Source organism: Streptomyces sp. NBC_00299 (assembly GCF_036173045.1).
GTDB lineage: Bacteria > Actinomycetota > Actinomycetes > Streptomycetales > Streptomycetaceae > Streptomyces > Streptomyces machairae.
In genome coordinates this window covers 2,804,875-2,816,251 of sequence record NZ_CP108039.1, presented here as the reverse complement: position 1 = coordinate 2,816,251, position 11,377 = coordinate 2,804,875, and the positions used below count along the sequence as shown (strand labels likewise).

The 11,377-nt window shown below is 69.4% G+C and carries 15 protein-coding genes; 14 read left to right on the top strand and 1 reads right to left on the bottom strand.

What is annotated here, in order from left to right; genetic code table 11:
- Nucleotides 1–3: 3 nt before the first annotated feature.
- Entirely contained in the window at nucleotides 4–870 is an 867-nt protein-coding gene (locus tag OHT51_RS12210; RefSeq protein ID WP_328878945.1) for an SAM-dependent methyltransferase, read from the bottom strand.
- A 197-nt stretch (nucleotides 871–1,067) separates the two neighbouring features.
- Here OHT51_RS12210 and proS point away from each other — a divergent pair, with 197 nt between their 5' ends.
- From proS to OHT51_RS12140, 14 genes are all read left to right on the top strand, one after another.
- Nucleotides 1,068–2,483: a proline--tRNA ligase gene (gene proS / locus OHT51_RS12205; RefSeq protein ID WP_328878944.1), complete on the top strand. Its 1,416-nt coding sequence runs from the start codon at nucleotides 1,068–1,070 to the stop codon at nucleotides 2,481–2,483.
- A 260-nt stretch (nucleotides 2,484–2,743) separates the two neighbouring features.
- Nucleotides 2,744–3,340 (top strand): hypothetical protein, encoded by a 597-nt coding sequence (locus OHT51_RS12200; protein WP_328878943.1) that lies wholly within the window; start codon nucleotides 2,744–2,746, stop codon nucleotides 3,338–3,340.
- Between the two features lie 351 nt (nucleotides 3,341–3,691).
- On the top strand, nucleotides 3,692–4,111 hold the full coding sequence (rpsP, locus tag OHT51_RS12195) for a 30S ribosomal protein S16 (protein ID WP_328878942.1): 420 nt from the start codon (nucleotides 3,692–3,694) through the stop codon (nucleotides 4,109–4,111).
- Between the two features lie 2 nt (nucleotides 4,112–4,113).
- A complete protein-coding gene (locus OHT51_RS12190) occupies nucleotides 4,114–4,353 on the top strand; it encodes an RNA-binding protein (protein ID WP_003973401.1) in 240 nt (79 codons plus the stop codon).
- A gap of 126 nt (nucleotides 4,354–4,479) precedes the next feature.
- Nucleotides 4,480–5,031: a ribosome maturation factor RimM gene (gene rimM, locus OHT51_RS12185; protein WP_328878941.1), complete on the top strand. Its 552-nt coding sequence runs from the start codon at nucleotides 4,480–4,482 to the stop codon at nucleotides 5,029–5,031.
- On the top strand, nucleotides 5,031–5,864 hold the full coding sequence (trmD, locus tag OHT51_RS12180) for a tRNA (guanosine(37)-N1)-methyltransferase TrmD (RefSeq protein ID WP_328878940.1): 834 nt from the start codon (nucleotides 5,031–5,033) through the stop codon (nucleotides 5,862–5,864). The genes rimM and trmD overlap by 1 nt, the downstream gene beginning before the upstream one ends.
- A gap of 134 nt (nucleotides 5,865–5,998) precedes the next feature.
- Nucleotides 5,999–6,349, top strand: coding sequence for a 50S ribosomal protein L19 (rplS, locus tag OHT51_RS12175; protein ID WP_328422921.1), 351 nt, complete (start codon nucleotides 5,999–6,001; stop codon nucleotides 6,347–6,349).
- A gap of 60 nt (nucleotides 6,350–6,409) precedes the next feature.
- A complete protein-coding gene (gene lepB, locus OHT51_RS12170; protein WP_328878939.1) occupies nucleotides 6,410–7,126 on the top strand; it encodes a signal peptidase I in 717 nt (238 codons plus the stop codon).
- Nucleotides 7,119–8,210: a signal peptidase I gene (lepB, locus tag OHT51_RS12165; RefSeq protein ID WP_328878938.1), complete on the top strand. Its 1,092-nt coding sequence runs from the start codon at nucleotides 7,119–7,121 to the stop codon at nucleotides 8,208–8,210. Before lepB (OHT51_RS12170) ends, lepB (OHT51_RS12165) begins: the two co-directional genes overlap by 8 nt.
- Nucleotides 8,098–9,066, top strand: coding sequence for a signal peptidase I (lepB, locus tag OHT51_RS12160; RefSeq protein WP_328878937.1), 969 nt, complete (start codon nucleotides 8,098–8,100; stop codon nucleotides 9,064–9,066). Before lepB (OHT51_RS12165) ends, lepB (OHT51_RS12160) begins: the two co-directional genes overlap by 113 nt.
- Nucleotides 9,067–9,194: 128 nt before the next feature.
- Nucleotides 9,195–9,971 (top strand): signal peptidase I, encoded by a 777-nt coding sequence (gene lepB, locus OHT51_RS12155; RefSeq protein WP_328878936.1) that lies wholly within the window; start codon nucleotides 9,195–9,197, stop codon nucleotides 9,969–9,971.
- Nucleotides 9,961–10,527 (top strand): NUDIX hydrolase, encoded by a 567-nt coding sequence (locus OHT51_RS12150; RefSeq protein ID WP_443052464.1) that lies wholly within the window; start codon nucleotides 9,961–9,963, stop codon nucleotides 10,525–10,527. Before lepB (OHT51_RS12155) ends, OHT51_RS12150 begins: the two co-directional genes overlap by 11 nt.
- 56 nt (nucleotides 10,528–10,583) lie before the next feature.
- On the top strand, nucleotides 10,584–10,892 hold the full coding sequence (locus OHT51_RS12145) for a DUF2469 domain-containing protein (RefSeq protein ID WP_003993268.1): 309 nt from the start codon (nucleotides 10,584–10,586) through the stop codon (nucleotides 10,890–10,892).
- A gap of 107 nt (nucleotides 10,893–10,999) precedes the next feature.
- Nucleotides 11,000–11,377: a YraN family protein gene (locus OHT51_RS12140; RefSeq protein ID WP_328878935.1), complete on the top strand. Its 378-nt coding sequence runs from the start codon at nucleotides 11,000–11,002 to the stop codon at nucleotides 11,375–11,377.

The window sequence follows — 11,377 nt, the reverse complement described above, 5'->3', positions numbered from 1 at the left end:
GGCTCACGGCACGCGGGCGATCAGGTACCGGAACACGTTCGGCATCCAAACCGTGCCGTCCTGCCGCAGGTGCGGATGCAGCGCCTCCGTCACCTCCTTGTCCACCTGGGCCTGGTCGGTCGCCGCGACCGCCGCGTCGAACAGCCCAGTCGACAGCAGTCCCCGTACGGCACTGTCGACGTCCGCGTACCCGAACGGGCAGGCCACCCGCCCGGAACCGTCGGGCCTGAGGCCCGCGCGCTGTGCGACCTCCTCCAGGTCGTCGCGCCGGGCGGGGCGCCAACTGCCCGCACTGCGCAGGGGATCGGCCAGCTTGGTGGCCACCCGCAGCACGGACGACGTGGCGCAGCGCTCCGGTGGGCCCCAGCCGGCGAGCACCACGGGCGCCCCCCGCTCGGCGAGCGGCGTCACCGCCGCGAGCGCCTCGCCGAGCCCCTCCGAGTCACCCGCCAGGCACCCGATGGGCTCGAACGCGGTCACCAGCGTGTACGCGGGCGTGTGCGCGTCGGCCGCGTCGGCCAGGTCCCCGGGCGAGCCGTCCACGAGCCGGGCCTCGCCACGCGCGCTCGTGCCCCACGCCTCGGGCAGCAGCCGCTGCCGCGCGAGGGCCAGCCGTTCGTGGGAGGAGGACTCGACACCGGTGACTGCCGCGCCTCTGGACGCCGCCATCAGCAGGGCGAGCCCGCTGCCGCAGCCGAGGCCCAGCAGCCGGGTCCTTGCGCCCACTTCCACTCGCTCGTAGACGGCCTCGTAGAGCGGAACCAGCATCCGCTCCTGGATCTCGGACCAGTCACGCGCGCGTGCACTCGGGTTCACACGGGGCGTCGCGCCCGCATGAGGTGGGTGCTGCCGCACGAGCGTAGGTGTCATCTAAAGCGCCCCAATCCGACGAGAGTTGCCGCTGTACCTGATTTCGTGGCCCCCGTGACATGCGCTCACATCCCCCCGTATGCCAGGAAACTCCGCACCCGACGCTCCGTCCAGGGGTCGCGGAGCCCGGCTTGCGAGATCCCAGCGTTCGTGGCCAAAATTCACATTCCGGCAACGTGGACCCGTACCATCACGCCATGGCAAAGGCACCCGTACTCACGCCACGGGCGGACGACTTCCCGCGCTGGTACCAGGATCTGATCGCCAAGGCGGAGCTGGCCGACAACGGCCCGGTGCGCGGCACGATGGTCATCCGCCCGTACGGGTACGGGCTGTGGGAGCGGATGCAGGCCGAAATGGACTCCCGGATCAAGGCGACGGGCACGCAGAACGCGTACTTCCCCCTCCTCATCCCGCAGTCGTATCTCACGCGCGAGGCGGACCACGTCGAGGGCTTCGCGCCGGAGCTCGCGGTCGTCACGCACGGCGGCGGCAAGGAGCTGGAGGAGCCGGCGGTCGTCCGCCCCACCTCCGAGATGATCATCAACGACTACTTCTCGAAGTGGGTGCAGAGCTACCGCGACCTGCCCCTGCTGATCAACCAGTGGGCGAACGTGGTCCGTTGGGAACTCAGGCCGCGCCTCTTCCTGCGCACGACCGAGTTCCTGTGGCAGGAGGGCCACACCGCGCACGCCACCTACGAGGACGCCCGCGACTTCGCCGCGCACATCCACCGCGCGGTCTACGAGGACTTCATGGTGAACGTCCTCGCGATGGACGTCGTCCCCGGCCGCAAGACCGTCAAGGAGCGCTTCGCCGGCGCCGTCAACACCCTCACGCTCGAAGGCATGATGGGCGACGGCAAGGCCCTGCAGATGGCCACCAGCCATGAGCTGGGGCAGAACTTCGCGAAGGCCTTCAACACCTCGTATCTGTCGCAGGACGGCACCCAGGAACTGGTCTGGCAGACCTCCTGGGGCTCGACCACCCGCATGATCGGCGCCCTGGTCATGATGCACGGCGACGACAACGGCCTGCGGGTCCCGCCGCGCCTCGCGCAGATCCAGGCCGTCGTCCTCGCCATCAAGGGCGACGAGGCGGTTCTGGCCAAGGTCCGCGAGATCGGCGGCCGGCTGACGGCGGCCGGCATCCGCGTCCACGTCGACGACCGAACCGACACCCCCTTCGGCCGTCGCGCGGTCGACTGGGAGCTCAAGGGCGTGCCCGTCCGCATCGAGGTCGGACCCCGTGACCTGGAGAACGGCACCGCGATGCTGGCCCGCCGCATCCCCGGCGGCAAGACGCCGATCGCGCTCGACGATCTCGTACGACTGCTCCCCGCCGTCCTCGACGAGGACCAGGCGCTGCTGCTGACCCAGGCCCGCGAGCGCCGCGAGTCCCGCACCACCGACGTGACGACGATCGGGGAGGCCGTCGAGGCGGCCGTCGCCGGCGGCTGGGCGCGCATCCCCTGGGCGGCACTCGGCGAAGAGGGCGAGGCCAGGCTGGCCGAGCACGCGGTGACCGTACGGTGTCTGGTCGCCGAGGACGGGTCGGTGCCGGACGCCGATGAGGCACCCGGTAACGTCGCCGTCGTGGCGCGCGCATACTGAGCCGACGCCGTGTGGAACGAGAGCGGCCGAAACGCCTCTTGCGCATTCGCGGACCACAGCCGCACCGGCGCGTGGACGGGGCGTACGCGCCGGGGCGTACGTCAGACTACGCACCGGCTTGGTATGAGCTGTGAGGCTTCTCCGCAGATCAGCGCACCCGCCCTCGTCCGGGCGCATCATTCGCAACTGACGGGTACGTGCAAATTATTTGGGATGCCCCGGAATCGGAACACAGTGGCACTCCGGCTCGTTGTCATTACGTGAGCACGACACAGACACCACCTGTACTCGCCGCAGAGCTGGCGCAGGCGTGGGCCGACATTCAGCGGTACCACCCCGAGCTGCCGGATCTCGCCGCGCCAGAGTCCCTGATCGGGGAGTCGTCGTCCGCTTGCGGTCACGAGCTCTCCTTCGAGCGACTGCTTCACGAGGCAGTCCATGGCATCGCCGCCGCGCGCGGCGTCCGCGACACCTCCCGTGCCGGCCGCTACCACAACCGCAGATTCCTCGCCGTCGCCGAGGAGCTGGGCCTGGATCACCCCGAGGAGCCGCACCCGAGCAGCGGTTTCTCGCTGGTCACGCTCAACCCCGAGGCCAAGCGCCGCTACCGCCCGACCATCGAACGCCTCCAGCGCGCCCTGAAGGCCCACACGATGGCCACCTCCGCCGACACGAGCAGGACCTTCCGGGGCCCGGCCGCGCGCCACGGCTCCTCCGGGGGCGGCGTCCGCGTCAAGGCGGTCTGCGACTGCGGCCGTAACGTCCGGGTCGTCCCTTCGGTGCTGGCGCAGGCGCCGATCGTGTGCGGCGGCTGCGGGAAGCCGTTCCGGATCCCCGAGGTGGTCGGAGCGGCGTAACGACGTCTCGTCGGACACCGGCATCTCGTGGCTGCCGGTTCAGTACGAGGCGTCGTCCGCCGGGGTGCCGTTGCGCAGTCGCGTCGACGGCACCCCGAAAGCGCCGGGCTGCGCGCCCCCGCCCGACGGAGTCCCTTTCGCCGGGTGTCTTTCAGGCATGCCCGGGCACCCGCCCCGCCCCTCGGCTCAAAAGCGCCCCGCAGGGTGTGGCACAATGGCTAGCTGTACTCGACAGCCGCACAGGAACCCTCTCGCCTCCGGCTGACGCGTCCATCGGGCACTCGGGTACCGCAACCCCACGCGGCAATCTCGCCGTGCCCAACCACGTCAAATCCAGGAGAACCCACTCCCGTGGCAGTCAAGATCAAGCTGAAGCGTCTGGGCAAGATCCGTTCGCCTCACTACCGCATCGTCGTCGCCGACTCCCGCACCCGCCGTGACGGCCGTGCGATCGAGGAGATCGGCAAGTACCACCCGACGTACAACCCGTCGGTGATGGAGGTCGACGCCGAGCGCGTGGCGTACTGGCTCGGTGTCGGCGCCCAGCCGACCGAGCCCGTCCTCGCCATTCTGAAGAAGACCGGCGACTGGCAGAAGTTCAAGGGCGAGCCCGCCCCGGCTCCGCTGCTCGTCGCCGAGCCGAAGAAGGCGCGCCCGACGTTCGAGGCCCTCAGCGGCGAGGACGAGGGCAAGGGTGAGGCGATCACCCAGAAGAAGAAGGCGGAGAAGAAGGACGAGGCTGCCGCCGAGTCCGCGTCGGCCGAGGCCTGAGCATGCTCGAGGAGGCTCTCGAGCACCTCGTGAAGGGCATCGTCGACAACCCGGACGATGTGCAGGTCGCCTCGCGCAACCTGCGTCGCGGGCGTGTGCTGGAGGTCCGGGTCCACCCCGACGACCTCGGTAAGGTGATCGGCCGCAATGGCCGCACCGCACGCGCTCTGCGCACCGTCGTGGGCGCTATCGGCGGCCGCGGTGTCCGTGTCGACCTCGTCGACGTGGACCACGTCCGCTGACGCCGAACGCAGCACCGGCTCGGGCCGGGGAGGGCCTCTGGGCCGTCCCCGGCCCGTAGTCGTACGGGCGGTTCATGGCCGTCGTACGCGTCGTACGGCCAGTCGCATGACAGGAGAGCAAGCACAGTGCAGCTGGTAGTCGCACGGATCGGCCGCGCCCACGGCATCAAGGGCGAGGTCACCGTCGAGGTTCGCACCGACGAGCCGGAACTGCGGCTCGCCCCCGGCGCCGTCCTGGCCACCGACCCGGCCGCCACCGGGCCGCTCACCATCGAGACCGGCCGCGTCCACAGCGGCCGCCTCCTCCTGCGCTTCGAGGGGGTCAAGGACCGCACCGCCGCCGAGGCGCTGCGCAACACCCTCCTCATCGCCGAGGTCGACCCGGACGAGCTGCCCGAGGAGGAGGACGAGTACTACGACCACCAGCTCATGGACCTGGACGTGGTGACCGCGGACGGCATCGAGGTCGGTCGTATCACCGAGATCTCGCACCTGCCGTCCCAGGACCTCTTCATCGTGGAGCGGCCCGACGGGAGCGAGGTGATGATCCCCTTCGTCGAGGCGATCGTCACCGAGATCGACCTGGAGGAGCAGCGCGCCGTCATCACCCCGCCCCCGGGTCTGATCGACGACAACGCGGAGATCGCCTCGGCCCGCGATGCGGAGGCCGAGGGCTGATGCGGCTCGACGTCGTCACGATCTTCCCCGAGTACCTGGAGCCCCTGAACGTCTCCCTCGTCGGCAAGGCACGCGCGCGTGGGCAGCTGAACGTCCAGGTGCACGACCTGCGTAGCTGGACGTACGACCGCCACAACACGGTCGACGACACCCCGTACGGCGGCGGCCCCGGCATGGTCATGAAGACCGACCCCTGGGGTGACGCCCTGGACTCCGTCCTGGCCGACGGCTACGAGACGGGCTCCGGCGGCCCCACTCTGATCGTCCCCACCCCCAGCGGCCGCCCCTTCACCCAGGAACTCGCCGTCGAACTCTCCGAGCGGCCCTGGCTGATCTTCACACCGGCGCGCTACGAGGGCATCGACCGCCGGGTGATCGACGAGTACGCGACCCGTATGCCGGTGCACGAGGTGTCCATCGGGGACTACGTCCTCGCCGGCGGCGAGGCGGCCGTACTGGTCATCACCGAAGCCGTGGCACGCCTGCTGCCCGGCGTCCTGGGCAACGCCGAGTCCCACCGGGACGACTCCTTCGCGCCCGGCGCGATGGCGAGCCTCCTGGAGGGCCCCGTCTACACCAAGCCGCCCGAGTGGCGCGGCCGGGACATCCCCGACGTGCTGCTCAGCGGCCACCACGGCAAGATCGCCCGCTGGCGGCGTGACGAGGCGCTCAGACGTACGACGGCCAACCGGCCCGACCTGATCGAGCGTTGCGACCCCAAGGCCTTCGACAAGAAGGACCGCGAGATGCTCTCCATCCTGGGCTGGATGCCCGACCCGGAGGGGGAGCGGTTCGGCCGATTTTGGCGCAGGACCGAGGGCGTGGAAGAATAGGCCGCTGTTGTGCGCCGTCCGGCATGCGCCCCTGCCACAGGGGGACACGACGCCCGCCCCGACGCGAACAGCAACCTCACGAAGAACCTATCTCCCGCCTATGACCTGTGGCATGGGTGAAGAAAGCAGACGAAATGTCTCACCTGCTCGACTCCGTCGACTCCGCGTCGCTGCGCAGCGACGTCCCGGCCTTCCGCCCGGGCGACACCGTCAACGTCCACGTCCGCGTCATCGAGGGCAACCGCTCCCGAGTGCAGCAGTTCAAGGGCGTTGTGATCCGCCGCCAGGGCGCCGGCGTTCGCGAGACCTTCACGGTCCGCAAGGTCTCCTTCTCCGTCGGCGTCGAGCGCACCTTCCCGGTGCACACTCCGATCGTCGAGAAGATCGAGCTCGTGACCCGCGGTGACGTGCGTCGCGCCAAGCTGTACTACCTGCGTGACCTGCGCGGCAAGGCGGCGAAGATCAAGGAGAAGCGCGAGAACTGAGCGCTTTCGGGGGCTCGCCCCCGCGGGGTCCTCAGCGGGGCCGGATAACATCTGGCCCCGATGGACACCGAAGCACAGCCGACGGAGCGCGACCGCTCCTCCCGCCCTTCCGACTCCGAGGCGATCTCGGACACCGAGGGACAGGAGGGCCGGTCGCGCTTCGCGTTGGTGTCGCGGATCACCGAGTGGGTCCCGGGCGGGCGGATCAGCCTGACCCTGCTGGTCTTCCTGGTCTTTCTGCTGCTGCTCAACACGTTCGTGCTACGGCCGTTCGAGATTCCCAGCGGATCCATGGAGTCCGGATTGAGGGTCGGCGACCGCGTTCTCGTAAATAAGTTGGCGTACCGTTTCGGTGCCGAGCCGCGACGCGGCGATGTTGTCGTGTTCGACGGAACTGGGTACTTCGGGGATGCGGACTACGTCAAGCGCGTTGTGGGTGTGGGGGGAGACCACGTGGTCTGCTGCGACAAGGAGGGGAGGATCCAGGTGAACGGCCGGTCGGTCGACGAGTCGACGTACCTGTACCCCGGCGACAGCCCGTCCACGGTGCCCTTCGACGTCGTCGTGCCCGACGGCACCTTGTTCGTTCTCGGCGACCACCGCAGCGAGTCCAGCGACTCCCGCGACCATCTCGGCTCGCCCGGCGGCGGCATGATCCCGCTCGACGACGTCATCGGCCGCGTCGACTGGATCGTATGGCCGACCGCCCACTGGACCCGCCTGGACCGTCCGGACGCCTACGCGCGCGTGCCCGCAGCGGAGGGCGCGCATGGGTAACCGAGGCAAACCGCGCGGCGTCCCGAGCAGCCCCGCCGAAAATCTGCTGCCCACCGGTTCCCGGCGCGCAGCCAGCCCCGCAGGCGGACGTACGCGCGCGGAGCGGCGCAAGCTCCAGCGCAAGGTCAAGCGCCGCCGCAGGCGCTCCGCGATCAAGGAGATACCCCTCCTCGTCGGCGTCGCGGTCCTCATAGCGCTGGTCCTGAAGACCTTCCTCGTCCAGGCCTTCGTGATCCCGTCCGGCTCGATGGAGCAGACGATCCAGATCGGCGACCGCGTCCTGGTCGACAAGCTCACCCCCTGGTTCGGCTCCGAGCCGCAGCGCGGGGACGTCGTCGTCTTCAAGGACCCCGGCGGCTGGCTGCGGGACGAGCAGACGACGGTGAAGAAGGAGGACCCCGTCGTCATCAAGCAGGTCAAGGAGGCGCTCACCTTCATCGGCCTGCTGCCGTCCGAGGACGAGAAGGACCTCATCAAGCGTGTCGTCGGGGTCGGCGGCGACCGCGTCAAGTGCTGTGACACGCAGGGGCGAGTCACCGTCAACGGCGTTCCCCTGAACGAGGACTATCTCTACCCCGGCAACGCCCCCTCCGACTCGAAGTTCGACATCACCGTCCCGCAGGGCCGGCTGTGGGTGATGGGCGACCACCGCGCCAACTCCGCGGACTCCCGTGTGCACCAGAACCAGGGCTACAGCGGCACGGTCTCCGAGGCCGAGGTCGTGGGACGGGCCATGGTCATCGCCTGGCCCTTCGGTCACTGGAACTCACTCGAGGAACCTAAAACTTACGCATCGGTGTCCGACGCGGCGACCGGGTCGACCGCGGCCGCCCAGCAGTCGCATAGGGTTGCTTCCGACGAATCGATCGGAACGATTCAGCTCCCGAGCCCTGCGGAACTCCCGCTCGTTATGGGAGTAGTGGGCCTGCACCGTCTCTCGGTCAGGCAGCGGCACAGAGTGAGGAGTTGGCGTGGGGGATGTGGCGGTTGGCGCACGATCCGGGCACGACGGCGAGGAGCACCGCGGACGCCCCGTGGGAGCAGCCGACCCGGCCGCGGACGGCGCCGTGACCTCCGGGAATGACCCCGGAGCGGCCGGCGGCGGCGAAGGGTCCGGCGGGCAGCCGCCGACCGACGGTCAGGGGTCGGGCGGGGCCTCCCCCCAGTCGAAGAAGCAGCGCTCCTTCTGGAAGGAGCTGCCCATCCTGATCGGTATCGCGCTCGTCCTCGCGCTGCTGATCAAGACGTTCCTGGTGCAGGCGTTCTCGATCCCCTCCGACTCGATGCAGAACACCCTCCAGCAGGGTGACCGCGTCCTGGTCGACAAGCTCACCCCCTGGTTCGGCTCTGAGCCCGAGCGCGGCGAGGTCGTCGTCTTCCACGACCCCGACCAGTGGCTGGCGGGTGAGCCCACTCCCGACCCCAATGCGCTGCAGACCTTCCTCAGCTGGATCGGCCTGATGCCGTCCGCCGAGGAGAAGGACCTCATCAAGCGTGTCGTCGGCGTCGGCGGCGACACGATCCAGTGCGAGGGCACCGGCCCGCTGCTGGTCAACGGCAAGGCGCTGAACGAGCCGTACGTCTACCCGGGCAACACCCCCTGCAGCCAGGACGACCAGGGCGGCCAGTTCAAGGTCAAGGTCCCCGAGGGCAAGATCTGGGTCATGGGCGACCACCGGCAGAACTCCCGGGACTCGCGTTACAACCAGTCCGACAAGAACCACGGCATGGTCCCCGTCGACGAGGTCGTCGGCCGCGCCATCGTGATCGCCTGGCCGATCAACCGCTGGGACAACCTGCCGGTCCCGGACACCTTCGAGCAGAACCTGAGCGCCCCGTCCGCCGCTCTCACGGTCGCCCCGCAGGGCCTTGCGCTCGCCGGTGCGGTGCCGCTGGTGCTGTGGCGCCGGCAGCGGATCAAGGCGACGCAGACCCACTGACCGCCTGACGCCCTTCCTGGGACGAGGCCCCCGCTGCGGAGAGCTTGGGAAAGCTTTGCCGAGCCGGTGGCCCCGGGCGCTCAGGAGGGGCTGCCCGCTGTCGGTACCGCCGGGTAGGGTGCGGACCCATGGGTGGCGAGAGCACGATACGTACGGCGCCGCGTGGCGGTGGCGCGAGCAGTGGCCCGGCGGGCAGCCGGACCGGAGAGCGGTTGTCCGGACTGGCCGTGGCGCTGGGCCTGGTGCTGTTCCTGGGCGGGTTCGCCTGGGGAGTGGTGGTCTACCGGCCGTACACCGTGCCCACCAGTTCGATGGCGCCGACGATCGGCGCGGGCGATCGGGTGCTGGCCCAGCGCGTCGACGGCGGTGAGGTACGCCGTGGTGACGTCGTCGTCTTCACCGACAAGACCTGGGTGAGCAACGCACCCGTCGTCAAGCGCGTCGTCGCCGTCGGCGGCGACACGGTCGCCTGCTGCACCGACGGCAAGCTGACCGTCAACGGCAAGCAGATCGACGAGCCCTACCTGGCCGAGGACGGCCTGGCCGAGCTCCAGAACTTCCCGACGGTGACGGTGCCGAAGGACAGGCTCTTCCTGCTCGGCGACGAGCGCAGCGGCTCCCTGGACTCCACGGCCCACCTTACGGACGCCGCCAAGGGCACCGTGGCTCGCAGCGCCGTGTCGGCCCGTGTGGACGCCGTGGTCTGGCCCGTGGACGGCATGCTGGAGCCCGCCACGAGCTTCGAGCAGCTCGGTGCGCTGTCGTCGCCGGGGCCGTTGCGGACGATGGTCGTGCTGATCGTCGGCGGAGGCGTGCTCGTCCTGGCCGGCGGCGCCTATGGCCCGATCGCGAAACGCATGAGCAAGCGCTCCCAGACCCGTACGGAGCCCGCGGGTGCCCGCTGAGGCGACGGGTGCGGGGAACGGGCCGTACGGCGGGACAGGCCTCGGGAACGGGCCGTACGGCGACTCGTACGACGGCGGACTGCGCAAGGTCGCCCGAGTCGTCCTCCTCGACCCGCAGGACCGCATTCTGCTGCTGCACGGCCATGAGCCGGAGGATCCGTCCGACGACTGGTGGTTCACCCCGGGAGGCGGCGTCGAGGGCGACGAGAGCCGTGCTCAGGCCGCACTGCGGGAACTCGCCGAGGAGACCGGCATCACCGAGGTCGAACTCGGCCCCGTGCTGTGGCACCGGATGTGCTCGTTCCCGTTCGCCGGCCGTCGCTGGGACCAGGACGAGTGGTACTACCTGGCCCGTACGACGCAGACGGCGACCCGGGCCATGGGCCTCACCGAACTGGAGCGGCGCAGCGTCGCCGGAGCACGCTGGTGGACGTGTCGGGAACTTGCCCAGGCACATGAGACGGTGTATCCGACCAGACTCGCCGAGCTACTGCGCACACTGCTCGACGAAGGTCCCCCCGCCGGGCCCGTGACCCTTGACTCCGAAATTGTCTAGGTGCGGACGGGACTGGCGCACAATGGTGGGATCGCACGGCTGAAGGGGAACATGCCATGAGCGCCGAGGACCTCGAAAAGTACGAGACCGAGATGGAGCTCAAGCTCTATCGGGAGTACCGCGATGTCGTCGGTCTGTTCAAGTACGTGATCGAGACCGAGCGGCGTTTCTACCTGACCAATGACTACGAGATGCAGGTGCACTCGGTCCAGGGTGAGGTGTTCTTCGAGGTGTCCATGGCGGATGCCTGGGTGTGGGACATGTACCGGCCGGCCCGGTTCGTGAAGCAGGTTCGGGTCCTCACATTCAAGGACGTGAACATCGAGGAGCTCAACAAGAGTGATCTCGAGCTTCCGAGCGGGTGAGGTTCACCCGCAGGGGTGAGCGAGTTGTCCACAGTCACGGACTTGTCCACCAAGATCCAATAGCTCGCTGAGCTGCCCTCATCGTTGGCGCCGGAGGTGGTGCCGACATGAGCACGAGCAAGGGAAGCGCACGCAGCGCACTGGGCAGGTACGGCGAGACGCTGGCCGCACGGCGGCTGGTCGAGGCCGGGATGACGGTTCTGGAGCGCAACTGGCGCTGTGGCAGGACCGGAGAGATCGACATCGTCGCCCGGGATGGCGACGTGCTGGTCATCTGTGAGGTGAAGACCCGCAGGACCAGTGGCTACGAGCATCCGATGGCTGCGGTCACCCCCGAGAAGACGCAGCGTCTGCGCGGCCTCGCGGAACACTGGATCCACGCCCATGGCGGGGCTCCACCCGGAGGCGTCCGCATCGACCTCGTCGGCGTGGTCCTGCCCGACCGCGGCGCGCCCGTGGTCGAGCACGCGCGAGGGGTGGCCTGA